This window comes from uncultured Slackia sp., assembly GCF_959608125.1.
Classification (GTDB): domain Bacteria; phylum Actinomycetota; class Coriobacteriia; order Coriobacteriales; family Eggerthellaceae; genus Slackia.
This window is the reverse complement of sequence record NZ_CAUHPG010000001.1, coordinates 65,018-91,625: the sequence shown is the minus strand read 5'-3', so window position 1 is coordinate 91,625 and position 26,608 is coordinate 65,018. Positions and strand designations below refer to the sequence as shown.

Genomic DNA, 26,608 nt, shown 5'->3' with positions numbered 1-26,608 from the left:
TTCGCGCTAGGCGCGCGCAAGACCCGCCTCGCGCGCGGCGGCGGCTACGGCCTGCGCCACGGCGGGCACGACGCGGCGGTCGAATGCGTCGGGGATGATGTAATCGGCACGGCGATGCTCGTCGTCGACCAGGTCGGCGATGGCATGTGCGGCAGCCACCATCATGTCATCGTCGATGTCGTGGGCGCGTACGTCGAGCGCTCCGCGGAAGATGCCGGGGAAGGCCAGAACGTTGTTGATCTGGTTGGGGAAGTCGGAGCGGCCGGTGGCGGCGACGGCGGCGCCCGCCGCGATGGCCTCGTCGGGCATGATTTCGGGCACGGGGTTCGCCATGGCGAAGACGATCGGGTCGTCGGCCATGAGGCGCACCATGTCCCGCGACATGACGCGCGGCGCCGAGACGCCGATGAAAGCGTCCGCGCCTTCGAGTGCGTCGGAAAGCGCGCCGGTCAGGCGACGCGGGTTGGTGAGCGCGGCGATGTCGGCATGTGCGGCGTTAAGCGACGGATCGCCTTCGCATAGGATGCCGTCGATGTCGCACATCACGATATCGCGCACGCCCAGGCGCAGCAGCAGTTTCGCGATCGAGATGCCCGCGGCGCCCGCGCCCGAGAACACCACGCGGGTGTCTTCGAAAGAACGGCCGGTGAGCTTGCAGGCGTTGATCAGTGCGGCGCTGGTGACCACGGCCGTGCCGTGCTGGTCGTCGTGGAACACCGGGATGTCGCAGCACTCCTTGAGCTTCGCCTCGATTTCGAAGCAGCGCGGCGCGGCGATGTCTTCCAGGTTGATGCCGCCGAAGCTGCCGGCGAGAAGCGAAACGGTGCGTACGATTTCGTCGACGTCCTGCGTGCGCACGCACAGGGGGAACGCGTCCACGTCGGCGAACTCCTTGAACAGGGCGCACTTGCCCTCCATGACCGGCATGCCGGCTTCGGGGCCGATGTTGCCCAGGCCGAGCACGGCGCTGCCGTCGGTGACCACGGCCACCAGGTTGCCGCGTCGCGTGTAGGTGTAGGACAGGTCGACGTCGTCGGCGATGGCAAGGCACGGCTCCGCGACGCCCGGGGTGTAGGCCACGGCGAGGTCGGCGGCGTTTTCGATGGAAGCGCGGCTGACCACCTCGATCTTGCCGTGCCAGTTCTCGTGCGCTTCGAGCGCGTGTTGCTTGGTGTCCATGGCGTGCCTTTCTCGCACGGGGCGCCGCCCGCATGCGCGGTCGTTCGTCGGCTGACGCGGCGGCGGGTCCGCGGCCGCGAGCCGTGCTTGTCTCGTGTTCGCCCGTGCGCACGAACGCCCGGGCATACGAAACGCCCGCACATCGGCGGGCGTTTCGGCGGTTCGGTCGGTCTAGAGGCTGTCGACGTAGGCGACGAGCTCGTCGATGGTGGTAAGGCCCTCGGGCTCGCCGAAGTCGATGTCGCAGCGGTCCTCGAGCTCGCAGACCAGTTCGACCATGTCGAGGGAGTCGACGTTGAGCGACTCGAAGGTGGACTCGCCCGTCACGTCGGCGGGATCGATGTCGAGCTTTTCGTTCAGGATGTCTTTGATGGTATCGATGGTGGCCATGGCCGTCCTTTCGTCGGTCGCGCGAAGCGCGTTTCGCCCGCATGCGGATGGGGCGCCTGCGATACGAGCGCCCGCGTCTGCGCAGGCCCTCGTCGATATCGGTATTCTAGTGCATTTGGACGACGGCGTGCGCCGCGCCGCGCCGCCTGCATGAATGCTGCGCGATCGGCGAATCTCCATAAACGATCCTTCCATCGGTATAACCGTGTGTGATAGAATACCAAGGCTGTCTAGTCTTGGTCGGAAACCAAGGCGCCTGAAAAGGAGAAACCAACATGAAGCAGGGTATCCATCCCGAATACATGGACTGCACCGTCAAGTGCACCTGCGGTAACACCTTCGTTACCCGCTCCACCAAGCCCGAGCTGAAGATCGACATCTGCAACGCATGTCATCCGTTCTTCACCGGCACCCAGAAGCTGATCGACACCGGCGGACGCGTCCAGCGCTTCGCTGACAAGTTCGGTTCCGCTTCCGCCGCCGTCGCCGAGCGCGAGGCCGCCAAGAAGGCCGCCAAGGCTGCCGCCGCTGCCGAGCTCGAGGCCAAGAAGAAGGCCGAGCGCGAGGCCAAGGCCGCCGAGAAGGCCGCCCGTGCTGCCGAGTATGCCAAGAAGGCCGAGGCCGCTGCCGCCAAGGCTGCTGCCGAAGAGGCTGCCGCTCCTGCTGAAGAGGCCGTCGAGGCCGCCGAGGCTCCCGCGGAGGAGAATGCTGCCGAGTAACGGCGCATACATCGCGTGAATGCAAAGCCCGTCTCGTAAGAGACGGGCTTTTTGCTTTTCGGGATGGATTCGCGATGCACAGAGGCCGTCGGCCTATGCGTCGCTCCGTGCGGCGGCCAGCTTGGCGACGATCTTGCGATAGATGCGGTCGCGCATCCACGGCTCGGTCGATCGCTTCAGTGCTTCATCCATCGGCATCCAAGCCACGGCGCTGTTTTCGCCTGGCGCGCAGCGCAGCGGTTCGGCCGGGTCGGCGACGGCCAGATAGGTCACGTTGAGGTGCAGATGCGAGCTCACGTAGACGCCGAGTTTCTCGTGGCCGTCCACGGTGAGCGTCTCCAGCGAAAGGATGTCGCTTCCGCAGCAGGGCACGAGCCGTGCGCCTGCGACGCCCGTTTCTTCCTCGAGTTCGCGCAGGGCCACGGAGGCGAGGTCGTGTTCGCCATCGGCATGGCCGCCGATCCACGACCAGGAATCGTAGATGTCGTGATAGACGAAAAGCGTTTGCTCCATGGCCGCATCGACGGTCCAGACCGAGCAGGTCATATGCGCCTGGGCGCTGCGATCGAAGCAAGCTTCGTCGCTTTCGAGGACGGCCAAGATGGTGCGCTTGTCCACCGCCTCCTGCTCGTTGAACGGCGTGTACGTCTCGATGTCTTCGTAGATTTCCACTTAGCGGTCCTTTTTCGAGATGAGCAGCAGGATGCCGCCGAACAGCGATACGAAGATGAGCGTGCATACGCCGAAGGCCGTGGTGTTCGGGCGCGTGCCTTTGTAGATGCGCCACGACGTGATGCACATGGGAATCATCCATGCCAAGGGAATGATGAGGATGGCCGACACGGCCAGGGAGACCATGTTCAGGATGAAGGCGACCATGCGCAGCGTGCGGTCGAAGTCGCTCATCGGGTAGGCGGCGGGGTAGGGTGAAGGCGCCTGCTGATAGGGCTGCTGCTGATACGCTGTCTGTTGACGATAGGCTTGCTGCTCGTAAGGGTTTTGCTGCGGTGCGGGGGCGTAGGGAATCTCCTGTGCCGGTCGGGCGGGCTGCTGCCGATACGCCGCTTCGGGTTGCGCCTGCGAGGGCTGTTGCGAAACCGGTTCGGATTGCGGCGCCGCGGGTTGCGAGGGCACGGGTTCCGGATGTTCGGGCGCTTCTTGAGGCGCGTTCTGCTGCTTGGTCGGGTCGGTGGGCTGCTGCACGGTCGGTCCTTCCGTCGAATGGGATGGCGGTCTTTCCTGCATCATACAATGTCGCGCTCGGCCCGTCGCGTTCCTTTGCCGGCGTGTTTCTTTTCCGCGCCGCGCCGCCTGATCATCGCGCTTTTTCGATGCAGTCCGTACCGACTGTTCGATTCGCTTCGTGACGCGCGGGCACTTGCGATATAATCGCGGTCTGTATCGTTTTATGATACGAAATGCGTCGACGAAGACAGCGGTGCGCAGGCGTAGCCGTCAGAGAAGGGCTCCTAGGCTGGAAGAGCCCGGCGAAGCGCTCACCGATTCCCTTCCGAGCAGCAAGGCTGAACGCGGGGTGCGCGGTCTTGCGGCATCGCACGGCATGGGCCGCCCGATGCCGCGCGACGGCACGGATGCTCAGTAGGCGTTGCCGGGTGCTCCCGTTATAGAGCGAACGAGTGGGCGGCAGCCCGCGCGCGGGATCGTTTTCCTTCCGACGTGCCCGATCGGGGCGCACGGGAAATCGATCGCGGCGCCGTGCGGCCGTCAACCAAGGTGGTACCGCGAAAGCCTTCTTTCGTCCTTGGACGCGCATCATCGATGCGCCGGGATGAAAGAAGGCTTTTTTTCGTTGTCGGCCTCCATGCGCCGGCGACGATGCATATGAACCCCGGGCAAAGGCCCGTTCGAAGGAAAGGCGAAGGTGACATGGCGATAATCGACGAACTTATCGATTTGAAGGCCGCGACGCTCGAGCGGATCGCGCAGGCCGGCGACACGGCCGCGCTCGAGAGCGTGCGCGTCGGCGTGCTGGGCAAGAAGGGCACGCTGACGGGCTATCTGCGCGGCATGGGACAGCTCGCTCCCGAGGATCGCGCCACGGTGGGCAAGACCGCCAACGAGGTGCGCAACGCCGTCGAGGCGGCGCTCGAGGCCCGCAAAGCCGAGCTCTCGCAGGCCGAGCTTCTGGCGAAGATGGACGCCGAGGCCGTCGACATCACGCTTCCCGGCCGCGTGCAGCAGATGGGCACGCGCCATCTGATCAGCGGCATCATCGATGAAATCTCCGACATCTTCTTGGGCATGGGCTATTCGGTGGCCCAGGGTCCCGAGGTCGAGACCGACTACTACAACTTCCAGGCGCTCAACGCTCCCGAAGACCATCCGTCCCGCGGCATGCAGGACACCTTCTACATGGTCGACCGCTCGGGCGACCACGCGGCGGTCCGCGGCGAGTCGAAGGTCCTGCTGCGCACCCAGACGTCCGGCGTGCAGGTGCACACCATGGAAGAGCAGAAACCGCCGATCTACATCATCGCGCCCGGCAAGGTGTATCGCCGCGACGTGGCCGACCCCAGCCACCTTCCTCAGTTCCATCAGGTGGAGGGCCTGGTCGTCGATGAGGGCATCACCTTCGGCGACCTGAAGGGCACGCTCGAGTACTTCTGCAAGCAGATGTTCGGCGAGGACCGCAAGACGCGTTTCCGCGCGCATTACTTCCCGTTCACCGAGCCTTCCGCCGAAGCCGACGTCAGCTGCGGCGTGTGCGGCGGCACGGGCCATCTGCACAACGGCGAGCGTTGCCGCATGTGCAAAGGCACCGGCTGGCTCGAGATCTTGGGCTGCGGCATGGTCGACCCCAACGTCTACGGTTTCGTGGGCATCGATCCCGAAAAGTATTCCGGCTTCGCGTTCGGCATGGGCGTCGAGCGCATCGCCTGCCTGAAATACAACGTGCCTGACCTGCGTATGCTGCTCGAAGGTGATATGCGCTTCCTGCGTCAGTTCTAGGTTTCGAAGGGAAAGATCACGATATGAAGGTTTCTCTGAAGTGGCTGTCCGACTACGTGGACGTGCCCGGTGATATCAAGGAATTCTGCGACCGCCTGGATCTGACGGGCACGGGCGTCGAGGGCGTCGAAACGCTCGGCGCCGCGTTCGACGGCGTTGTCGTGGGCTATGTCGAAACGTGCGAGGAGCACCCCGATAGCGACCATATGCATGTGGTCGCGGTGAACGTGGGCGGCGAAGAGCCCATCCAGATCGTGTGCGGCGCTCCCAACATCGCCCAGGGCATCAAGGTTCCCGTGGCCACCGTGGGCGCGGTGCTGCCGGGCGATTTCAAGATCAAGAAATCCAAGCTGCGCGGCGTGGCGAGCTGCGGCATGTGCTGCTCTAAACGCGAGCTCGGTCTGGGCACCGAGCACGAAGGCATCTGGGTCCTGCCCGAGGATGCCGTCGTGGGCACGCCGATCGCCGACTATCTGGGTCTTACCGACACGGTGCTCGACCTGGAGATCACGCCCAACCGCCCGGACTGCCTGTCCATGGTGGGCTTCGCGCGCGAGGTGGGCGCCATGTACGGCCGCGATTGGTGCGAGCCGACCGCCGAGCTGGAAGAGGCGGGCGATAAGACGGCCGATGCGGTGAGCGTCGAAATCGTCGAAGCCGACCGCTGCCCGCGCTACACCGCGCGCCTGATCAGGGACGTCAAGGTGGGCCCGAGCCCCGAGTGGCTCGTCGAGCGCCTGACCGCCATCGGCCAGCGTTCCGTGAACAACATCGTCGACGTGACGAACTACGTGCTCTTCGAGCTGGGTCAGCCGCTGCATACGTTCGACTTCGATACGCTCGACCTGGAAGACGGCAAGGCACGCATCCTGGTGCGTCCCGCGCAGGACGGCGAGAAGCTCGTCACGCTCGACGGCGAAGAGCGCGAGCTTACGTCCGACATGACCGTCATCGCCACGCCGAAGCGCGCGGTGGCGCTCGCGGGCGTCATGGGCGGCCTCGATTCCGAGGTTACCGACGCCACGGTGAACGTCCTGCTCGAGACGGCCGCGTTCGAGTCCGGCCGCACGAGCCGCACGAGCCGCAATCTGGGCTTGATCAGCGAGTCCTCGCTGCGCTACGAACGTCGCGTCGACGACAACGGCATCGATGCGCGCGCCGATTACGCGGCGAGCCTGATCGCCGAGGTCGCGGGCGGCACGGTGTGCGAGGGTCTCGTGGATGTGTGGCCCGGCGAAAGCGACGGATCGCGCGCATTGACGTTCCGCATCGACCGCTTCCAGAAGATGATGGGCGCCGACATTCCGGCCGACTTCATCGTCGACTGCCTGACGCGTCTGGGCTGCGGCGTCTCCGAGCAGGCCGAGGGCGTGCTCGCCATCGAGGCTCCGACGTTTCGTCCCGACCTCGAGCGCGAAATCGACCTGTATGAAGAGGTGCTGCGCCTGTACGGCATGGACCGCATTCCCTCGACGCTTCCCGCCGGCCGCGGCCGTCTGGGCGTGCGCACGCAGCGCCAGGCCGTCGACGCCAAGCTGCATGCCGCCCTGTCCGCGTGCGGCATGAACGAGACCATGACCTATTCGTTCGCCGCCGCCGACGACGTCGAGAAGCTGCGCATGAGCGAAGAGGGCCTGGGCGAGGCCGCCGAGCTGATCAACCCGATGAACGCCGACCAGTCCTGCATGCGCCGCACGATCGCTCCCGGCCTGCTGCGCAGCGTCGCCTACAACCAGAGCCGCGGCGTGGCCAACATCCAGCTCTACGAGATGGGCACGGTGTTCTCCGCACACGAGGGCTCTCAGAAGCCCAAGGAGCGCCGCAAGCTGGCGGGCGTCCTCGCCGGCGCCATGGGCGATACGGCGTGGAATAACGCTCCCGCCGCCTTCGATTTCTTCGACGGCAAGGGCGTGCTCGAGTCCATCGCGCGCGAGCTGGCGCTGCCCAAGGTGCGCTTCAAGGCCCTTCCCGCCGACGAGGCTCCGCATCTGCAGCCCGGCCGCGCCGCTCAGATGCTTTCCGGCGGCGACGTGATCGGTTGGATCGGCGAAATCCACCCGCTCGCCGCGGCCGCCTTCGATGCGGCGGCGCCGGTCGTCGCCTTCGAGCTCGACATGGCCGCTCTCGAGCGCACCTGCCGTCCCGCCCGCGACTACGTCGATGTGCCGCAGTTCCCGGCGGTCGAGCGCGACGCCGCGTTCGTGGTGGACGAGTCCGTGACGCACGAGAAGCTGATGCAATGCATGAGCTCCGCAGGCGGCAAGCTGCTCGAGGACGTGCGTCTGTTCGACGTCTATCGCGATGAAGAGCGCGTGGGCGCAGGCAAGAAGTCCATGGCCTATTCGCTGACGTATCGCGCGGCCGATCGCACGCTGACCAGCGAAGAGGTCGACAAGGCCCATGAACGCCTGGTCAAAAAGACTTGCGCGGCCACGGGCGCCGAGGTGCGCGGGTAGCGTTTGCCTGGGGCGCGGGCGATAACGGTTCGCTCCGTATCCCGTAAACGGGCGGTCCTTCGAAGCGGGGCCGCCCTTCACGAAAAGAGCCTCCGACGCGGTCGATCGTCGGAGGCTCTTCTCATTCATGGGGCGGTATGCGCCTTGCGCGCCTCGTCGAGCGTTGCGGCTACGACAGGTCGGCTAGCGTGGTGCGCGCGGCGACAAGCGACGCCAGCGGATCGAGCAGGTCTTTCTCGTGCGGGGCGATGGCGGTAAGGCCCTTGCGCGCCATGTCGAACAGCTCGTCGGCGAGCGGTCCTGCTTCGCGTCCGTAGACGCGGGCGCGGTAGCCGCCGCGCATGATCGCCTCTTTGGCGCGCCATACGTCTTCGGCGCCGATTTGTGCGCAGGCCGCTTCGAGCGACTCGAGGTTCTCGTCCCAATAGAACAGGCCCTTGACCAGCGCGGCGTAGGCGATGGCGTAGGGTACGGGCATGGAGTCGGCGGGACGGATTTCCACGTAGGATTTCAGGCGCACATCGGGAAACACCATGGAAAGGGCGTGCTCCACATCGGCGCGCGTCATGGGCGTATCGGCATAGATCTCCCCGAAAGGCCTGGGGTCGTAGTGCGCCTCGCCGTGTTCGTCCATGCGAACGATGGCGGGCGTGTTCAGGATGTAGTCGGCGTAGTCTTCGTAGCCGAAATCGTCGTCTAAAAGCCCCGGCACCGTGTTGCAGCGGTCGGGGTCGCAGTACTTCCATATTTCAGTGCGCATGCAGGCATGCGGGCGCGGGCCGCCTTCGAAGATGGCGGCGTTGTCGCAGATCAGCGCGAACATGGGAGAGAGCACCGACGCCACGCGCATCTTCGCCACGCAATCGGCCTCGTCGCGGTAATCGATCGACACCTGCGTGGAGGCGCTGCCGCGCATCATGCGCGGGCCCCACGGCGATATGGCCGAGAGATATTCGTTCATGTAGGCGTAGCGTGCTTTGGGGATGAGCTCCTTGTCGACGGCGCGGCCCGAGGGGTCGTAGCCGATGGCCAAGGCGCGGCCGCAGACGGGACGCAGCGCGTCGGCCACATCGGCTTCGAATTCGTCGAAGATGCGGCGCGCGGTGTCGAGCGAAGCGAAAGGGCCGGCGGAAAGCTCGAGCTGGGCGGCCGGTTCGATGGTCACGTTCATCGAGGGCTTGGCCACGCCCAGAAGGTCGCCGTCGTGCACGGTGACATCGGGGTATCGCTTGGAAAGAGTCGTCAGCACGTCGCGCACGCCGTGCGGCTGGCTGTAGGACAGCGGCTCGCCCGTGCCGTCGACGAGGAAGTGCTCGAGTTCGATTCCCACCTCGCGCGGGTCGGCGACCGAGCCTTCTTCGAAATATGCCACGAGGGCCGCTTTGTTATGGGCGCGGGCAGGCTGGTCGCCGTGCGTCGCCTGCGAGGCCGAGAAGATGTCGGATGCGTTCATAATTGCTCCTCGATCGGGGTTTTGGCTCATGGTAGCGCACGCGGGCCTCGTGTGCGACGCGGGAGCGCAACGCATCACAGAGCTGCCATCGAGTTGTTGCCGGTCGGCGGCGCCCGCGCGACGGCAGGTGATTCGATGAATATTCATATATGCTACGATTCGATGACATAAAGCTCGCCTGCGTGAATACTGCTTGAAAAATAATGCATCGTCCTGTATTTTCTCGTTGGTGAATCATATTGGATTCGTATCGCATTCCAGTGCTTTGCATAAAATCGAGGGGAGAATTATGACGAAGCGAGCAGTGCGCCACGACGTGATCAGAGAAATCATCCGTCGCGGCAACATCAAGACGCAGCGCGACCTCGTGGAGCAGTTGCGCTCCGAGGGCTACGATTGCACGCAGGCCACCGTGTCGCGCGATATCGCCGGCATGGGATTGGCGAAATCGCGCGACGGCTATTACGTGCTTCCTGAAGACCTGCGCCTCCAGCGCATGGTCGGCGAGCTGGTCGAGGGCATCGAAATCGTGAACAACTTCCTGGTCGTGCGCACGCCTTCGGGCATTGCGAGCGGCGTGGCGGTCGCGCTCGATGCGGCCCAGCTCAAAGGCGTGGCGGGTACTCTGGCGGGAGACGATACGATTTTCGTCATGTGCCGAAGCTCGATCGAAGCCCAGGGCGTGGCGGAAGTCATCCGTCATCTGCAGGACCATCAGTAGGCCATGCGTCCGTCCGGGGAAGGGCGCGTCGTGCGTTTCATGACGTAACGGCTCGTCAACCTCGTGTGGAAATACCGGCGGCGCCTCGGGGCGCCGCCTTCTTTTTGGTATAGTGCGGTTTCACGGCACTATGAAAGGGTTCCGATGAACATGTCTATGAAACGAATTTCCTGCGTCGTGGCTTGCACGGCCGCGGCCGTCCTGCTGAGCTTCGTCCTCGCGTCTTGCGGCGGCGACGGCCAGCAGAAGTCGCCCGCTCAGCTCAACCGCGAATACATGGCCAGCGTCAACAGCATTAGCGCCGAGGCGGCCGATTCGCTGTCTTCGTTCAATACCGCCGTTTCCGAAGGCGATCTTGCGGCCATGCGCCTTGCGGCCTCCGATGCGGCCAAGAAGCTCGAGAAGATTTCCGATATGACCGCTCCCGAGCCGCTGGCCCAGGTGCACGAGGAATACAAGGCCGGCGTGAGCGACCTGACCGCAGCGCTATCCGAGTACGTGGAAGCTTACGCGGCGCTTCAGAGTTCCGCCGACGCCGCGAGCAAGAGCACCGCGCAGACGTCTGGAAAGAACCAGACGGCCGCGCCGAGCGTCGATACCGAGACGTTCGCATCCCAGGTGGCCGACATCCAGGCCCGCTACGACAGCGGCATGGCGCACCTGTCCAAGGCCGACTCCATGGTGGCCGAACTCGCCGGCGGCGAAGCTTCCGCCGAAGACGACGGCGCCGAGGCCGATGCTTCTCAGGAAGAGCAGCAGCCCGCTCAGGAATAATCCACCCGCATCGTTTTCTCAGCCCGGCTTCAAGCCGGGCTTTTTCATGCGCTTTTGTCCTGGCGGGCGGATGTGACATCGCTACCGGGCTCGCCTGCGCTATGATGCATCGACCCTTTGCAAGGGCCGCATGCGATCGTATTCGCGCACGGCAGCCCGTCTGCGGGGAATCGATTCGACTATACAGCGTAAAGATAAATGATGGCCGCACGTCGCAGTAGCTCGAGAAGGCGCGCGGGCGTCGTGTCGCGAAAGGGGATGCCGGGTATGCAGGTCGATGCGCATCGAGACGAAGGCAACGCGCAGGTAGCGAAGGCGCCCGCGACGAGCGACGCGCGCACGGAGCGCACCGCCCGCATCATCGGCGCACAGGGCGTCGAGCGCTTGGCCGGCGCCACGGTGGCGGTGTTCGGCCTGGGCGGAGTGGGTTCGAGCTGCGCCGAGGCCTTGGCGCGCGCCGGCGTCGGCTCGCTCGTGCTCATCGACCGCGACGAGGTGGAGGAAAGCAACATCAACCGCCAGGCGCTCGCGTTCTACAGCACGATCGGTCGCAGGAAGGCCGAGGTCATGGCGGCCATGGTGCGCGACATCTCGCCGCAGGCCCGCGTGGTCGCGCACGACGCCTTCGTCACTGAAGACCGCGTCGGCGAATTCATCGACGATTCGGTGGACTACATCGTCGACGCGCTCGACACCGTGACCACCAAGCTCGCGCTGGCCGCTTACGCGCAACAGGCGGGCATCGCGTACGTGGGCAGCATGGGGGCGGCGAATAAGCGTCGCCCTGAAGAGCTGCGCTTCGCCGATATCTACGACACCCAGACCTGCCCGCTGTGCCGCGCGGTGCGCAAACAGGCGCGCAAGCGCGGGATCGAACGCATGCGCGTGCTGTATTCCGCCGAGCAGCCGGTGCCCGTTGCTGCTGCGGAAGGCGCGCTGCGCAGGGAGCGTACCGAGCTCGGCACGTTTTCCTTCATGCCGCCGATCATGGGGCAGATGATCGCGGGCGACGTGATCAAATCCATCGTGGGCATCGAGTGACCGAGGCTACACGCCCCTGTCTGTTCTCCTTTTTGAGAAAGGACGTGAAATGAACGCGGAATTCCTTCCCGTCACCATGGAAGAGGCGCGCGAGCGCGGCTGGGACCAGGTCGATTTCGTCTACGTGTCCGGCGACGCCTACGTCGACCACCCCTCGTTCGGCGCGGCCATCATCACGCGCGTGCTCGAGGCGAACGGCTACAAGGTGGGCGTGATCGCGCAGCCCGATTGGAAAGACCCCGACAGCATCTCGGTGTTCGGCGAGCCGCGCCTCGGCTTTCTCGTGTCCGCCGGCAATATGGACTCGATGGTCAACCATTACACGTCGTCCAAGAAGCCGCGTCGCTCCGACGCTTATTCGCCGGGAGGCAAGGCGGGTTTGAGGCCCAATCACGCCGCAGCTGTGTACGGAAACCTCATTCGCAGGTCGTACAAGAACACGCCGATCATCGTGGGCGGCATCGAGGCGAGCCTGCGCCGCCTGGCCCACTACGATTACTGGTCCGACAAGCTCAAGCGCTCGATCCTTTTGGACTCGGGCGCCGATATCGTGTCGTACGGCATGGGCGAGCGCTCGATCGTCGAAATAGCCGACGCGTTGGCGAGCGGCCTTTCGATCGAGGACATCACGTTCATCGACGGCACGGTGTACAAGACGCGCTCGCTCGACTACGTCTACGACGCCGTGACGCTGCCGTCGTTCGAACGCATGCAGCAGGACAAGCTCGCCTATGCCGAAAGCTTCGGCGTGCAATACCGTAATTCCGACCCGTTTACCGGCAAGCGCTTGGTCGAAGAGTATCCTCACGACGTCTACGTGGTGCAGAATCCGCCTTCCAAGCCGCTTTCGCGCGGCGAGCTGGACGCCGTTTACCGCCTGCCGTATGCGCGCACCTACCATCCCATGTACGAGGAGGAAGGAGGCGTGCCCGCCATCTCCGAGGTGAAGTTCAGCCTGGCTAGCAGTCGCGGCTGCTTCGGCGAATGCTCGTTTTGCGCGCTTACCTTCCATCAGGGCCGCATCGTGCAGTCGCGTAGCAAGGAATCGCTGGTCGACGAGGCGAAGCTGTTCGTTGACGCCCCCGACTTCAAGGGATATATCCACGATGTGGGCGGGCCGACGGCTAACTTCCGCGCGCCTGCGTGCCGAAAGCAGATGTCGCACGGCGCCTGTCCGCATAAGAGCTGCCTGTTTCCCGAGCCTTGCAAGAAACTCGAGGTCGATCACGAGGACTATCTGGACGTGCTGCGCAGCTTGCGCGCGCTGCCCGGCGTGAAGAAGGTGTTCATCCGCTCGGGCGTGCGCTTCGACTACGCGCTGGCCGATCCCGACGACACGTTCATCCGCGAGCTGTGCGAACATCACGTGAGCGGCCAGCTCAAGGTGGCGCCCGAGCATGTGTCCGATGCCGTGCTGTCGGTGATGGGCAAGCCGCGCAACGAGGTTTATGAACGCTTCCGCAAGCGCTATGCGCGCGTGAACGCCGACTTGGGCAAGAAGCAGTACCTGGTGCCGTACCTCATGTCGTCGCATCCGGGCTCCACGCTCAAGGAGGCGGTCGAGCTGGCGGAATACTGCCGCGATCTGGGCTATATGCCCGAACAGGTGCAGGACTTCTATCCCACGCCGTCCACCATCTCGACGTGCATCTACTACACGGGCGTCGATCCGCGAACGATGAAACCGGTCTATACGCCGAAGAGCACGCACGAAAAGGCCTTGCAGCGCGCGTTGATCCAGTATCGCGACCCGAAGAATTACGACCTGGTGGTCGAGGCGCTGCGCAAGGCGGGCCGCGAAGACCTGATCGGGTTCGATGAACACTGCCTGGTGCGCCCGCGCAAAGGCGGGGGCAAGCAGGCGGCGTCGAAGCGATCGGGCGGCGGAGAGCGCAAGCAGCGTCCGCAGAAGGACCGCTCCGGCGCTCGCGACGAGCGCGGATCGAAGCAGGGCCGCGGGTCGGATCGCCGCCGCTCCAAGGGGTCGTCGAACGGCGGGGGCGCGCCGGCTTCGCGTCCGAAGAAGGGCTCGCAGCGTCGCTAGGGCATGCCCCGATGCCGGTTCGGCAACACATCGGGGCGTCTTGCTTCGGGTACGCCTATCATGGAGACGGACGGCGTTTCCGCCGTTTTCTACCGAGAGAGGACCGACCTATGAGCACTGAGGTCATCGTGCCGCCCGACGCCGTGGAGAAAGCCGCGGATGCGCGCGCCGCCGATGTGATGCTTGTGAGGGAGACCCTTCAGAAGTATCAGGCGGCCATGCGCCAGATGGAGGTCCGATTCGAGGTCTTGGATAAAGACCTGAGCCTGAAGAAGAACCGCAATCCCATCCACCATATAGAATCGCGCGTGAAAAGCCCGTCGAGCATCGTCGAGAAGCTTCGTCGCCGCGGATACGAACCCACGCTGGCCAACATGGAACGCTATCTCACCGATGTTGCGGGCGTGCGCGTGATCTGCTCGTATATCGACGACGCCTACGGCCTGCTCGAACTGCTCGAACGTCAGGACGACCTTGAAATCGTCACGGTGAAAGACTATATCGCAGAACCCAAGCCCAACGGCTATCGCAGCCTGCATGCCATCGTGCGTATGCCGGTGTATTTCATGGACAAGAAAGAGTTCGTGCCCGTCGAGGTGCAGATTCGGACCATCGCCATGGATTTCTGGGCGAGTCTCGAGCACGGTCTGAAATACAAAGCCGTCGATGCGGTAAGGGGCATCGACTCTTTCGACGAGCTACGCGACTGCAGCCGCGTGATCGAAGACGTCGAGAAGCGCATGCAGATTCTCGCGCATGCGATGGACGACGAGCGCTAGGCTTCGTGCCGCCGCTCGTCCATGGAGCGAATGCGCACATCCTGTAACGCAGCGGTGACGTTTGCGTGAAAGCCCTCCCTGCCGCTTTTTTCGCGGCGCCTCGGCGCGTATCTTCATCGTACAGACGATGTCGAAGGGAGGATGCATGGCTGAGGAAGCGAAAGCGGCCGAAAAGGCCGAGCTGTCGTTTTGGCGGAGCCTGTTCGACGACATATCCATCGCCCAGCTGCTTGCAGGCGCGTTGGCAGCCGTCACATCGATGCTGCTCGCCTCGCGAATCGGCATCGCGGGTTCGGTGATCGGCGTCGCGGTAGGCTCGATCGTCTCGGCCGTCGCGTCGCAGGTGTATAAGAAATTCCTATCGGCCTCGGCCGAAAAGCTCAAAGACATGGCTCCCGACCACGGGCCGTTCGCTTCGTTATCGCATCGCGGCGATTCTCAGAACGACGACGCCGCGAGCAGCGCGCAAACCGCGGTGCTTGCGGGCGTTCCTGCGGCCGAGACGGCCGCCCTGCCCGCTTCCGCCGCGCAAGGCGGCGGTCCCGCGTCTGCGCGTTCGACGAAATCCGACGTCTATGCCGAAGCGGCCCGCGTACGTTCGCGTTCGGCCCGCGCGCGCAAGGCGAGGATCCAGCGCAACGCCGTGATCGTTGCCGTCCTGTCGGCCCTTGTCGCGATTGCGCTGAGTGCTGTGGTGATCGAAGTGGTGACTGCGGGTCAAGGCGTGGGCGCCAAACCCGAACCGCTTATGCCGTCTGCGCTATGGAGCTCGCCTGCGAAAGAGGCGCCCGCGCCCGCCGAAGGCGATATTGCGAGCGGCGCGGCTTCGTCGTCCGACCAGTCGGGGTCGTCCGAGCAGGATGGGGCGCAAGATGCCTCGTCCTCGCAAGGGGGCGCATCCGATTCTCAGGATTCCCAGGCGGCTTCGTCTGACGGCCAGCAGAGCGATTCGGCTCAGTCTGAGGATGGATCGTCGGCGGGAGCCGCCGGTCAAGGCGATGCCGAATCAGGTTCGCAGGATTCGGGGTCGGCGGGCCAAGGGTCGTCTTCCGGTTCCGACGCTTCGTCGAGCGGGGGGATATCGGATGCGTCGGGGTCGGCTTCGTCGGGACAGACGGGCGCCCCGAACGCTTCGGCCGGTTCGTCGAGCCAGGCGGGCTCGTCTTCGGGCACGCCTGCTGCAAGCGTCGTTCTTTTCTAGCGGTCGTTTTCGGCGTCGCCTTGTGCGGGTTTATTTCTAAAAAGGAGCCTTATGCTCTACGACATGCATTGCCATCTGGATTTTTCCGACGAGGGCCCCTCCATCGCGCGTTCGATGGCGGGGCTTGTCTCGGCGTTTTCCGCGACGGTCGACCCCGACCGCTTCGACCGCGTGATAGGTCGTCTGGCCTGCGCGCCGCAGGTGCGCGTGGGGCTGGGCCTGCATCCGTGGCAGGCTTCATCGCCGCATTTCGACGGTCAGGTGGAGCGGTTCGTCGCCCGCGCGGCGGCGTGTCCGTTCGTCGGGGAAGTGGGGATCGACTTCTCGCCGCGCCGTCTGCAGACGCGCGAGGCGCAGATGCGCGCGTTCGACCGTGTCGTGCGCGCTCTCGTCGAGGGCGACTCGTCGTTCGCGAGCGGAATCGTATCGATTCATGCGGTCCATGCCGCCGACGAGGCGATCGACGCCTTCGAACGCTGCGGTGCCACGGCGCGTTCGCGTTTCGCGCAGCCTGCGAGCGCATCGGGACGAGCGCTTGTCTTGCACTCGTTCGCCGGCACGTCCGACCAGCTGCATCGAGCGATCGAGGCGGGATTTTTCTTCTCGGTCGGTCCGCGCATGCTGGCCGCGAAACGGGGTCGTGCCTATGTGCGCGCCATTCCCGTCGAAAGGCTGCTGCTCGAAACCGATATGCCGGCCCATGAGGGCGATTCGTTTTCTGCGGACGTTTGGCGCGATTCCCTTGAAAGTTCGCTTGCGGCGCTCGCCGAGGCCCGCGGCGACGATGTCGAAACGCTTCGCGCCGTGCTGTCCGCCACGAGCGCGCGCATTCTAGGCGTGTAGGAAGCCCGAGGCGCCGCACCGGTTTCGAAAGCCCGGCCCGCCTGCGGCATTCGTGGTCGTATAGCGGCGTGTGTGCTGCTAGGATAAGCGCATGCAAGATGCCGGGGCGACGGATGCCCCTGCGGCGGCCGAAAGAGGGCTTATGTTCAACGAAAACCTTGATTCCATCGTCGACGGCTTCGCGAGCAACTACGCGTCGCCCGAAATCTTTTTCACCGACCCCGATCGCCATTTTCCCAATCGCGATGCGATCATCGGCATTCTCGCCGACCTGCGTCATCTGATGTTTCCCCGCTACTTCGGCGACGAGACCCCGACGGGCTCGGATCCGCGTTACTTCATCGGTGAAACCCTGATCCGCATCGAAGATTCGCTCCGTCGCGAACTGCGCGAAGCGCTGCTGTTCCGCGACGGCGACGCCATGGACGATGCCGCTATCGACGCGCGTGTCGAAGAAGTGTGCTCGACGTTTCTGGCGAAGCTTCCCGAGCTGCACAGGCTTCTGCTCAAAGACGTCCAGGCCGCTTTCGACGGCGACCCGGCCGCGCAGAGCAAGGAAGAGATCATCTTCTCGTACCCTGGATTCTTCGCGGTGTTCGTCTACCGCATCGCCCATGAGCTCTACGTGCAGAAGGTGCCGCTCATTCCGCGCATCATGACCGAGTACGCGCACGGCCGCACCGGCGTCGACATCAACTCGGGTGCGACGATCGGCGAGTATTTCTTCATCGACCACGCCACCGGCGTCGTTATCGGAGAAACCACCACGATCGGCAATCATGTGAAGATCTATCAGGGCGTTACGCTCGGCGCTCTGTCTACGCGCGCCGGCCAGCAGCTTTCCGGCGTCAAGCGTCATCCTACCATCGAGGACAACGTCACGATTTATTCCAACGCCAGCGTTCTCGGCGGCGAGACGGTGGTCGGCGAGGGCACGGTGATCGCGGGCGGCGCGTTCGTCACCGAGTCCATTCCCGCCAATTCGCGCGTCAGCGTCAAGGGCGTCGAAATCAACGTGCGTCAGCCGCGCAAGAGCCCCGCTAGCTGGGAATTGTAAGAAAATCCTCGCATTTCAGAGAATTTCTGCAAACGAAAAGAGCTCGGACATAGCCTCCGAGCTCTTTTCGTCCAAGGTCCGTTCGATGTCTGCGTTTCGTTACGAACGGGTTTTTTCCGCCTGCAATCGCCGCATGCGCTTGGCGGCAATGGCGGTAGCTGCGAGAAACACGATTCCGACGCAGGTCAGCGCGCCGGCGGCGGGGAAAGCCGCCAGATAGCTGCCCGTCGCGGCCAAGACGCTCGCGCCGAGCATGGGGCCGATGACCGACGCGCATGTGTAGCCCGAGAACATGAATGCGTAGTTCTGCCCGAAATGCTCGATGCCGAATAGGTCGGCGGTCAGGGCGGGCATGACGGCCATGCAGCCTCCGAACGTCGCGCCGATGACGCAGAACGCGATGGTGATCGAGATGAAGTCATCGGCCTTGCCGAGGAAAAGCGCCATCGTGGCCGCCGTGCCTACCATGCACAGGCCGAGGACGGTGTAGCGGCCCAGACGGTCGGAAAGCATGCCGAATACCAGGCGTCCGCTGAAATTGGCCAGGGCGAGAATGCCGACCTGCGCGGCGCTTTGGGCTGCTGTGAGCCCGGCGAGCTCTGCGCCGATGCCCGCGGCGTGGCCCGTGACCATCATGCCCGCGCTTGCACATACGGCGAACAGCAGCCACATCAGCCAGGCGCTCGGCTGACGGAGCATCTGCGCCATGGTCATGCCGCCTGCGTTCGCAGGAGCTTCGGATCGGGCATCTTCTTTTCGTTCGGGAGCCTTGCGGATGAAACTCGCCGCCGCCACGGCGGCCACGGCGAAGAACCCGCCGAGGATATGGAACGTCGCGCCAGGGCCGAACGTGGCGATGAGAAACGTGCCGAGCGGCGCGAAGAGGATGGGAGAAAGCCCTAGGCATCCGACGCATACGCCGTTGGCCAGTCCTCGTTTGTCGGGGAACCATGCCGTGGCCGTGGCCACCGATACGTTGTAGATGAAACCGCTTCCGACGCCGCCGAGCAGGCTGAACGTCAGGTACAGAAGGAACACCTGGTCGGCGAAGCCTGCGAGAAACCAGCCTGCGGCAAGGCAGAGGCCTCCGCCCATCATGAGCAGGCGAGGGTTCGCCCTTGTCTGCAGATAGCCTGCGAAAAAGCCCGCGAAGCATTCGCATACGATATAGAACGAGTAGGCGAAGGCGACTTCGGGGGCGGCCCATCCGTGTTCGGAGGAAAGCGCGACGCTGATGATGCTCCAGACATAGATGGAGCCGACCAGCGCATTGAGCGTTCCTGCCGCCGCGAGCACGACCCATCGGTTGACGCCGCGGCCCTCTTTCGTCATGCGATTCGCAGACATCGCGCACCCCTTTCGTCGCCCGCCGCCGTATTTCCTCGGTTCGGCGCGGTCTGTTCCATTATCGGCAGATGAGCGTCGGTCTTGTCAAGAGAGCCCGTCGCGGTGCCGGCCTTGCCGCCGTTCGCCTGACGACCGCGCCGCTTGCCCCGATACGCGGATGCCCCGCCGTCGGGCGGGGCATCCGTTCGGATTCCATCTGTATTCGCGGTGCTAGAGTCCGAGGCCTTTGGCTACGTTCGCGATGAAGTCCTGTACGTTCGTCACGATGCCGCGCGAGGAAAGCGATCCGCGGTCGGTGAGCTTGTTCACGGCGAATTCCGCGATGTCGACGCAGTAGAAGTACACCTGGCGTACCGTGCCGTCCGGCAGCACGCGATACGACGGCGTCATGTTGCCGGTGGCGATGGTGTGCAGCATGGTGGCCATGCAGATCACCGTGGTGGCCTTGCGGATGTGGTCGCGCATGGCGTTTTGCGCCTCGTAAGCATTGCCGATGACGGGCGGCAGCGGTCCGTCATCGCGGATAGAACCCGCCAGCACATAGGGCACGTGGTTCTTTTCGAGGCTGTACATGATGCCGTCATGCACGCTTTCCTCCTCGATGAATTTCGCGATCGATCCGTGGTATTTCACGCGATTGATGGTGTCGAGGTGGTGATAGTGGCCTCCTGGCTTGTTTTCCTGCGTATCGATATCCTGGCCGAGCGCGGTGTGCAGGTAGGCGCCTTCCAAGTCGTGCGTGGCCAGCGCGTTGCCGGCGAACACCGCGTCGACGTAGCCTGCTTCGATGATTTTCGAAAAGGCCGTGCGTGAAAATCCGTTGAACGAAAACGCCGGTCCCATGACCCATACCACGTAGCCGTGGTCGCGTTCGTATTTCAGCAGTTCGTAGAGTTCGTCGTAGTCGCGCGAGAATGCCGTTTCGCGGCTGCGGCCCAGGCGGAAGGCGAAGCTTTCTTTCGTACGGTCGGGCTCGTCGAAGCCTTCGGTATGCACGTAGATGCCCTCTTCGGCGTTTTCGGTGCGTCCGCACACGATGGCGTCGCCTTCTTTGATGAAGCGGAACTCGCGTACGAAGATGCGGCCGTCTTCGTAGACCGCCACGCAGTCCATGCGGCTGTCTTCGGCAAGAAGCCAACGTCCGTCGATTTTGAAATACTCAGGGTAGATGCTCAGGGCATGGTAGCCTTCGGGCGCCACGGAGTCTTTGGGCGCGGGCGCAAGCATCGCGTCCGGAGCGTCCAGAAAACGTGATTGTGCGAAGTCGGGCGGGGTGTAGGGTTTCAGCGTGAAGCTCATAGGCATTCGCCTCCAGGGTGCGTTGTCCGACGCGCGGCCTCGCGCGAACGTCGGCGGCGTTTCTCGCGTTTCCGTCCGCCGTATCCGTCGCGTTCGAACGGTGCTTTGCGAATCGATAATCCGAAAGCGATTCTAGCAGAAGCGGCCGCTCCTTCTCGACGGGCCGGACGTATTCGCGGCTTCGATGCGCGCGGCGCTGCATTCGGCTTCTTTTCGTTTTCGCTCATTTCGCCCGTGTCGCGAAATATCCGTTTTCGCGGAGGTTTCGGCAACGAGAAAGCCGGCCCCGAAAGGCCGGCTTCGATGCGACGTATGCGGTTCGGACGAGCGAGGCTATTCCTTTTCGGCAGCCTTCGCCTTCCTATCGATGATTTCCATCTTCTGCCCGCGCGTTTTGGCGCACATGCTCACAGCACCGCCGAGCGCGATGAGCGCGATCGCGTTGGGAAGGACCATGAGCTGGTTGAACATGTCGGCGAGTTCCCAGACCAGGTCGTTGGCGAGCAGCGAGCCGATGAAGATGAACACCAGGGCGATGCAGGAGAACACCGGCACGGCCTTCTTGCCGAAGAGGTATTCGATATTGATCTTCGCGAACAGATTCCAGCTGATGATCGTGGAGAACGCGAAGAACAGCAGGCAGATGGCCACGAAGACGTTGCCGCCCGTGGTGCCGAACAGGCTGCCGAATGCGATCTGGGCCATGTTGGTCTTGTCGATGCCGTCATAGAGGCCCTGGGCGAGCGTGCCGTCGCCTACGTAGAGCGTGACGATGCAGGTCAGAGCGGTGATGGTGACTACGACGAAAGTATCGACGAAGACGGCTATGATGGCGACGACGCCCTGCTCGTGCGGGGTCTTCACGTTGGCCATGGCGTGCGCGTGCGGGGTGGAGCCCATGCCTGCCTCGTTGGAGAACAGGCCGCGCTTGGCGCCCTGGGACAGCGCGGCGATCAGACCGAAGGTGACGCCGCCCACGGAGGCCTGCGGGTTGAAGGCGCATTCGAAGATCAGGGCGAACGCTGCAGGAACTTCGGAAGCGTTCACGATGAGCACGCCGATGCCGCCGATCAGATAGATGACCGCCATGATCGGGACCATCTTCTCGGTGACCGAGGCGATGCGGCTCACGCCGCCCAAGAAGATGAAGCCGCCGGCGACGACGATGATCAGGCCCATGACCCAGGTGGGAATGCCGAACGCGGTGTTGCAGGTGGATGCGATCGAGTTGGACTGCACCATGCAGCCCATGATGCCGAGCGCGAGCACGATGGCGACGGCGAAAAATCCTGCGAGGAACTTGCCGAACTTGCCCTTGAACGCGGTCCTGATGTAATAGACAGGGCCGCCGTGGACGGTGCCGTCGGCGTCGACGCGGCGGGTTTTCTGGGCGAGCACGGCCTCGGCATAGTTGGTGGCCATGCCCAGGAACGCGATGGCCCACATCCAGAAGATGGCGCCGGGTCCGCCGATCAGGATGGCGCCGCAGGCGCCGACGATGTTGCCGGTTCCGACCTGCGCGGCGATGGCGGTTGCGAGCGCCTGGAACGAGCTCATGCCGCTCTTATGCTTGCCGCCGTTGAGCGAGAAATTGCCGAAGACGCCCTTCAGGCCTTCGCCGAAGCAGCGTACCTGCACGAAGCGCGTTTTGATGGTGAAGAAAAGACCGGTGCCGATAAGCAAGACGATTAGCACGTAATTCGAAAGATACGAATTGACGGTTTGGACGAATGTGAGCAGTGCGGCTTCCACGTTACCTCCTCAGGGCACATCGAGAAGCCTCTGGGGAGCGAATGAATCCGCCGACTGTCGTCGGAAGAACCGTTCTCTGTCCTTTTGCCTGAGAGATTCGGCTTTGTTCCAGGGCACATGGGAATGCGCGCTGCCCGAAAGCCTTGCACCGTCGGCACTCATTTAAGAGTTCTCCAGAGGTTTCTCCACTTCCGGTTTCGATCGATCCCGAAAGCTTCAACGAAATGGTATGGCTGGCATTATCGTACGAAAGCGCGCGAATATGCAAGAAAAAGTTCCTTCAGCATCGAAGAAAGGGGTTTTGACGCATGCATCGCTGTGAACGGTTTGCAATGAAGGGCGAGCGGCGTAATGCTCGGTGCTCGGTCGGCAACGCCTTCGCCTATATCTGAGGCCGCCGCCCGGCCGTTCGCGAAATTGCACGGGTTTCGTGCTTCCGTCGAGCATATCGGCGCTATCATGCTTTAGCATGCAATAGCAACGAAGCCTCGGGCGCGACGCCTGCGACCAAGGCCTTTCGCGTTCGACGGATCGAGAAGAAGGGTGGACCATGGCGAAGATTCAGATGACCACGCCGCTGGTTGAGATGGACGGCGACGAGATGACCCGCATTATCTGGCAGATGATCAAAGACGAGCTGATCTGCCCGTTCGTCGACCTGAAGACCGAGTACTACGACCTCGGCCTCGAGCATCGCAACGAGACCGACGACGCCGTGACGGTCGAATCGGCCGAGGCCACCAAGCGCCTCGGCGTCGCCGTGAAGTGCGCGACGATCACCGCCAACGCCGCTCGTGTGGAGGAGTACGGCCTCAAGCAGATGTGGAAGAGCCCCAACGGCACCATCCGCGCCATGCTCGACGGCACGGTGTTTCGCGCTCCGATCGTGGTGCGCGGCATCGAGCCGTGCGTGAGCAACTGGAAGGCCCCCATCACGCTGGCCCGCCATGCGTACGGCGATGTGTACAAGAACGCCGAGATGCGCATTCCCGGCGCCGGCAAGGTCGAGTTGGTCTATACCGCGGCCGACGGCTCCGAGCAGCGCGAGCTGGTGCACGAATTCGACGGCCCGGGCGTCGTGCAGGGCATGCATAATCTGGACGCGTCGATCGAAAGCTTCGCGCGCAGCTGCTTCAACTATGCGCTCGACACGCACCAGGACGTGTGGTTCTCTGCCAAAGACACCATCTCCAAGAAGTACGACCATCGTTTCAAGGGCATCTTCCAGGAAATCTTCGACGCCGAATACAAGGAACGCTTCGATGAGGCCGGCATCGAGTACTTCTACACGTTGATCGACGACGCCGTGGCGCGCGTGATGAAGTCCAAGGGCGGCTTCATCTGGGCCTGCAAGAACTACGATGGCGACGTGATGAGCGATATGGTGTCGTCCGCGTTCGGTTCGCTCGCCATGATGACCTCCGTGCTGGTTTCGCCCGACGGCGTGTACGAGTACGAGGCGGCCCACGGCACGGTGCAGCGTCACTACTACAAGCATCTTAAGGGCGAGGAGACGTCCACCAATTCGGTGGCTACGATTTTCGCGTGGTCGGGTGCGCTGCGCAAGCGCGGCGAGCTCGACGGCCTGCCGGAGCTCATGGCTTTCGCCGACCGTCTGGAGCAGGCGACGATCGACACGATCGAGGCGGGAGAGATGACGGGCGATTTGGCCCTGATCACCACGATCGAGAACCCGGTGAAGCTTTCCACGCGCGAGTTCATCAAGGCGATCGCGAAACGCCTGGCCGCATAGCGCCTTGCGCCATTCGATCGGACAACGAGAAAGCCCGGAGCGCCTGCGTGCTCCGGGCTTTCGTGCGTTTGGGGATGCAGGCGCCTAGAACCACTTCAAGCGCTTGAGGATGGCGAGCATGATGACAAGCACGCCTGCGGTGACGCCTGTGACGATCGCGAATCCGTAGGGCGAATCGGCGAGCGGGATGCCTTCGAGATTCATGCCGAATACGCCGCCGATCACCGTGGGAACGCAGAGCACCAGGGTGATGGTCGCCACCAGCTGCATGGTGTGGTTGAGGTCGTAGTCCATCATCAGGCCGAAATGATTGATGGTGGAATCGAGGATTTCGGAATAGATCTTCGTGGTTTCAAGGGCCTGCTTGTTCTCGATGATGGCGTCGTCGAGAACCTCGAGGGATTCCGGCGTATAGGAAGAGGCGGCATAGCGTCGGTAGCGCTCGAAGATGTTGTCGTTCGTGGTGAGCGAGGTCTTGATGTAGACGAGCGATGCATCCAGGGCATAGAGCTCTTCGAGGTCTTTGCGCTCGGGTTTGTCGGTGGCGTCGGAAAGCCCGATGCGGCGTCTGTTGATCGCGTGCAGCGTCGAAAAGTACGCCTCGGACGAAGCGATGAGTATGTCGCTCGCGAACGCCTTGATATCCGATGTGTCGTGCACGTTGCGCCAGGATTTCAGGATGGCTATCAAGGGCACGCGATAGACCGAGCATACCGAAATGACGTGGCTCGACGTTTCGAAGATGCCGATAGGGATGGTGGTGTAGCGCTTGCGTTCGGCGTTTTTGACATGCATGGGCGTGTCGACGATGAACATGGTGTAGTCGACGTTGCGCTCGATGCGCGAGACCTCTTCGAGGTCGAGCGGGGCGCGCATGTCGTCTTCGTCGATGAAGAAACGCCGGGCGACGGAGGAAAGCTCGTCGGCGGTCGGTTCGAACAAGGCGATCCAACAGCCGGGCCGTTCTTCGTCGATTTTGGTCAGGATGCGGGACTGTTCGTCGGTGTGGAAGTATTCGATCACGAAGGCCTCCTCTGTCGAGTTCGAGACGCCTAATTCCCACCATCATAGTCGAATATGCGAGGAAATGACGTCGATCTGACACGATGCGCAGACAATCGCCGTCAGGGCGGATCGCAAAACGAAAGGAGCCTCCCGAGGGAGGCTCCTTGGAAAATTCAGGGACGAATTTTTATTCTTTGCCGGTCCAGCAATAGGTGCAGACCTTCGAAGGGTCGATTCCGATGCCCTCGAGCATGCCGTCGAGCGACTGGTAGCCCAGCGAGTCGAAGCCGAGCTTTTCACAGATGGTGCGCAGGAGGCACTTGCCGCGCTCGGTGGAAGCGTCGGCATACTCGTCGAGATGCTTCTGCCCCTCGTCGCCTTCGAGCTCCTGGATCGTGCGGCGCGAGATGAGGTCCATTTCGGACTTGCTGCTGGAGAAGCTCAGGTACTTGCAGCTGAACATGATCGGCGGACAGGCGGATCGCATATGCACTTCCTTGGCGCCCGCGCCGTAGAGGAAGTCGACCGTCTCGCGCAGCTGGGTGCCGCGCACGATGGAGTCGTCGACCAGCAGCAGCTTCTTGTCGGCGATCAGTTCGGGAACGGGAACCTGCTTCATCTTGGCGACGCGGTTGCGCACTTCCTGGTTGGAGGGCATGAACGAGCGCGCCCACGTGGGCGTGTATTTGATGAAGGGACGCGCGAAGGGCGTCTTGCTTTCGGTTGAGTAGCCGATTGCATGAGGCACGCCGGAGTCGGGCACGCCGGCGACGTAGTCGACCTCGGGAAGCCTGCCCTGGGCGGCTTCGTCGCGGGCCATGATGGCGCCGTTGCGGTAACGCACCACTTCGACGTTCTGGCCTTCATAGTTGGAGTTCGGGTATCCGTAGTAGGTCCACAGGAACGCGCAGATCTTCATATCGTCGCCTGCGGGCGAGATGGTTTCGTAGGAGTCGGCGTTTACGCGCACGATCTCGCCGGGCCCCAGCTCGTATTCGTCGTCGTAGCCCAGTTTGTGGTAGGGGAACGATTCGAACGAGATGCAGTGGCCTTCGTCGTTTTTGCCCACGAGCACCGGCAGGCGGCCCATCTTGTCGCGCGCGGCGAGGATTTCGCCGTCATCGGTCATGATGAGCAGGGTCAGCGAGCCGTCGATGACCTCCTGGGCGAATTTGATGCCGTCGACGAAATTGTCTTTCTGATTGATCAGAGCGGCCACCAGTTCGGTGTTGTTCACCTTGCCGGAGCTCATGGCCATGAACTGCTTGCCGCCCGCCGAGAAGCATTCCTCGATCAGCTGCTCCGCATTGTTGATGATGCCTACCGTGGTGATGCCGAAGGTGCCTAGATGGGAGCGGACGAGCAGGGGCTGAGGATCGGTGTCGCTGATGCATCCGATGCCGCTTCCTCCGTGAAAGCTCTGGAGGTCGGCCTCGAATTTCGTTCGAAACGGCGTGTTCTCGATCGAGTGGATTTCCCTTTGGAATCCGGTCTCGGAATCGAAGAAGATCATGCCTGCGCGACGCGTTCCCAGGTGGGAGTGGTAGTCGACGCCGAAGAACACGTCGAGAACCACGTCATGATGGGACGCGGCTCCGAAAAATCCGCCCATTGCGCACCTTTCATCGTTGGTTGTTGTGTTGAAAAGGCAAGTATACCCCCAAAGGATTGCGAAACGGCGGGAGCGGCATCTTGCGGCGATTATTCAAAATATCGAAACAAATCGGCTCGGGTATCCGGTCGGCGATTTCCGTGCGCCGAAAACGCCGAACTCGGGCATCGGATTCGGTGCGGGAATGAAAAATGCGCCGCGCTCCTGAATGGA

22 protein-coding genes and 1 riboswitch are annotated in these 26,608 nt (G+C 63.2%); of the genes, 12 read left to right on the top strand and 10 right to left on the bottom strand.

Going from position 1 to position 26,608, the window contains the following annotated elements; translation table 11 throughout:
- Window positions 1-6: 6 nt before the first annotated feature.
- Together Q6E04_RS00415 and Q6E04_RS00410 are read right to left on the bottom strand one after the other, a co-directional pair.
- Window positions 7-1,179, bottom strand: coding sequence for an NADP-dependent malic enzyme (locus tag Q6E04_RS00415; protein ID WP_303248870.1), 1,173 nt, complete (start codon window positions 1,177-1,179; stop codon window positions 7-9).
- A gap of 171 nt (window positions 1,180-1,350) precedes the next feature.
- Entirely contained in the window at window positions 1,351-1,569 is a 219-nt protein-coding gene (locus tag Q6E04_RS00410) for an acyl carrier protein (RefSeq protein ID WP_303248869.1), read from the bottom strand.
- A 275-nt stretch (window positions 1,570-1,844) separates the two neighbouring features.
- Between Q6E04_RS00410 and rpmE the strand changes: the two genes are divergently transcribed.
- Window positions 1,845-2,288 (top strand): 50S ribosomal protein L31, encoded by a 444-nt coding sequence (gene rpmE, locus Q6E04_RS00405; protein ID WP_303248868.1) that lies wholly within the window; start codon window positions 1,845-1,847, stop codon window positions 2,286-2,288.
- Window positions 2,289-2,381: 93 nt separating this feature from the next.
- Here rpmE and Q6E04_RS00400 read toward each other — a convergent pair whose 3' ends face one another.
- Both Q6E04_RS00400 and Q6E04_RS00395 read right to left on the bottom strand, forming a co-directional pair.
- Window positions 2,382-2,960 (bottom strand): NUDIX hydrolase, encoded by a 579-nt coding sequence (locus Q6E04_RS00400; protein WP_303248867.1) that lies wholly within the window; start codon window positions 2,958-2,960, stop codon window positions 2,382-2,384.
- Window positions 2,961-3,536: a hypothetical protein gene (locus Q6E04_RS00395; protein WP_303248866.1), complete on the bottom strand. Its 576-nt coding sequence runs from the start codon at window positions 3,534-3,536 to the stop codon at window positions 2,961-2,963.
- 639 nt (window positions 3,537-4,175) lie between these two features.
- Between Q6E04_RS00395 and pheS the strand changes: the two genes are divergently transcribed.
- Both pheS and pheT read left to right on the top strand, forming a co-directional pair.
- Window positions 4,176-5,258, top strand: coding sequence for a phenylalanine--tRNA ligase subunit alpha (gene pheS, locus Q6E04_RS00390; RefSeq protein WP_303248865.1), 1,083 nt, complete (start codon window positions 4,176-4,178; stop codon window positions 5,256-5,258).
- Window positions 5,259-5,281: 23 nt separating this feature from the next.
- Window positions 5,282-7,714 carry a phenylalanine--tRNA ligase subunit beta gene (pheT, locus tag Q6E04_RS00385; protein ID WP_303248864.1) on the top strand — a complete coding sequence of 811 codons (2,433 nt, stop codon included), beginning with the start codon at window positions 5,282-5,284 and terminating at the stop codon, window positions 7,712-7,714.
- Window positions 7,715-7,883: 169 nt separating this feature from the next.
- Here the strand turns inward: pheT and Q6E04_RS00380 are convergent, their stop codons facing one another.
- Window positions 7,884-9,167, bottom strand: a complete 1,284-nt coding sequence (locus tag Q6E04_RS00380; RefSeq protein WP_303248863.1) for a glutamate-cysteine ligase family protein — start codon at window positions 9,165-9,167, stop codon at window positions 7,884-7,886.
- Between the two features lie 289 nt (window positions 9,168-9,456).
- On the opposite strand from Q6E04_RS00380, the gene Q6E04_RS00375 reads away from it, so the two are divergent.
- The 8 genes from Q6E04_RS00375 to Q6E04_RS00340 all read left to right on the top strand — a co-directional run bounded on the left by Q6E04_RS00375 (window position 9,457) and on the right by Q6E04_RS00340 (window position 17,627).
- On the top strand, window positions 9,457-9,888 hold the full coding sequence (locus Q6E04_RS00375; RefSeq protein ID WP_123197800.1) for an arginine repressor: 432 nt from the start codon (window positions 9,457-9,459) through the stop codon (window positions 9,886-9,888).
- A 150-nt stretch (window positions 9,889-10,038) separates the two neighbouring features.
- Complete coding sequence (locus Q6E04_RS00370) at window positions 10,039-10,662, top strand: hypothetical protein (RefSeq protein WP_303248862.1); 624 nt, start codon at window positions 10,039-10,041, stop codon at window positions 10,660-10,662.
- A 267-nt stretch (window positions 10,663-10,929) separates the two neighbouring features.
- On the top strand, window positions 10,930-11,703 hold the full coding sequence (locus Q6E04_RS00365; RefSeq protein ID WP_303248861.1) for a tRNA threonylcarbamoyladenosine dehydratase: 774 nt from the start codon (window positions 10,930-10,932) through the stop codon (window positions 11,701-11,703).
- 49 nt (window positions 11,704-11,752) lie between these two features.
- Complete coding sequence (locus Q6E04_RS00360) at window positions 11,753-13,747, top strand: YgiQ family radical SAM protein (protein ID WP_303248860.1); 1,995 nt, start codon at window positions 11,753-11,755, stop codon at window positions 13,745-13,747.
- Window positions 13,748-13,857: 110 nt separating this feature from the next.
- Window positions 13,858-14,526 carry a GTP pyrophosphokinase family protein gene (locus Q6E04_RS00355; protein WP_303248859.1) on the top strand — a complete coding sequence of 223 codons (669 nt, stop codon included), beginning with the start codon at window positions 13,858-13,860 and terminating at the stop codon, window positions 14,524-14,526.
- A 145-nt stretch (window positions 14,527-14,671) separates the two neighbouring features.
- Window positions 14,672-15,727 (top strand): hypothetical protein, encoded by a 1,056-nt coding sequence (locus tag Q6E04_RS00350; RefSeq protein ID WP_303248858.1) that lies wholly within the window; start codon window positions 14,672-14,674, stop codon window positions 15,725-15,727.
- Window positions 15,728-15,778: 51 nt separating this feature from the next.
- Window positions 15,779-16,570: a TatD family hydrolase gene (locus Q6E04_RS00345; RefSeq protein WP_303248857.1), complete on the top strand. Its 792-nt coding sequence runs from the start codon at window positions 15,779-15,781 to the stop codon at window positions 16,568-16,570.
- Between the two features lie 142 nt (window positions 16,571-16,712).
- Window positions 16,713-17,627 carry a serine O-acetyltransferase gene (locus tag Q6E04_RS00340; RefSeq protein WP_303248856.1) on the top strand — a complete coding sequence of 305 codons (915 nt, stop codon included), beginning with the start codon at window positions 16,713-16,715 and terminating at the stop codon, window positions 17,625-17,627.
- 99 nt (window positions 17,628-17,726) lie between these two features.
- Here Q6E04_RS00340 and Q6E04_RS00335 read toward each other — a convergent pair whose 3' ends face one another.
- The 3 genes from Q6E04_RS00335 to Q6E04_RS00325 all read right to left on the bottom strand — a co-directional run bounded on the left by Q6E04_RS00335 (window position 17,727) and on the right by Q6E04_RS00325 (window position 22,025).
- Complete coding sequence (locus Q6E04_RS00335) at window positions 17,727-18,974, bottom strand: OFA family MFS transporter (RefSeq protein WP_303248855.1); 1,248 nt, start codon at window positions 18,972-18,974, stop codon at window positions 17,727-17,729.
- 210 nt (window positions 18,975-19,184) lie between these two features.
- Window positions 19,185-20,273 (bottom strand): hypothetical protein, encoded by a 1,089-nt coding sequence (locus tag Q6E04_RS00330; RefSeq protein ID WP_303248854.1) that lies wholly within the window; start codon window positions 20,271-20,273, stop codon window positions 19,185-19,187.
- Between the two features lie 333 nt (window positions 20,274-20,606).
- Complete coding sequence (locus tag Q6E04_RS00325; protein ID WP_303248853.1) at window positions 20,607-22,025, bottom strand: sodium:alanine symporter family protein; 1,419 nt, start codon at window positions 22,023-22,025, stop codon at window positions 20,607-20,609.
- A 66-nt stretch (window positions 22,026-22,091) separates the two neighbouring features.
- Window positions 22,092-22,212: riboswitch (glycine riboswitch) on the bottom strand.
- A gap of 363 nt (window positions 22,213-22,575) precedes the next feature.
- Between Q6E04_RS00325 and Q6E04_RS00320 the strand changes: the two genes are divergently transcribed.
- A complete protein-coding gene (locus tag Q6E04_RS00320) occupies window positions 22,576-23,778 on the top strand; it encodes an NADP-dependent isocitrate dehydrogenase (protein WP_303248852.1) in 1,203 nt (400 codons plus the stop codon).
- Between the two features lie 84 nt (window positions 23,779-23,862).
- On the opposite strand, the gene Q6E04_RS00315 is transcribed toward Q6E04_RS00320, so the two are convergent.
- Together Q6E04_RS00315 and Q6E04_RS00310 are read right to left on the bottom strand one after the other, a co-directional pair.
- Window positions 23,863-24,801 (bottom strand): magnesium transporter CorA family protein, encoded by a 939-nt coding sequence (locus Q6E04_RS00315; RefSeq protein WP_303248851.1) that lies wholly within the window; start codon window positions 24,799-24,801, stop codon window positions 23,863-23,865.
- Between the two features lie 169 nt (window positions 24,802-24,970).
- Window positions 24,971-26,395 (bottom strand): amidophosphoribosyltransferase, encoded by a 1,425-nt coding sequence (locus tag Q6E04_RS00310; RefSeq protein ID WP_303248850.1) that lies wholly within the window; start codon window positions 26,393-26,395, stop codon window positions 24,971-24,973.
- Window positions 26,396-26,608 lie beyond the last annotated feature (213 nt).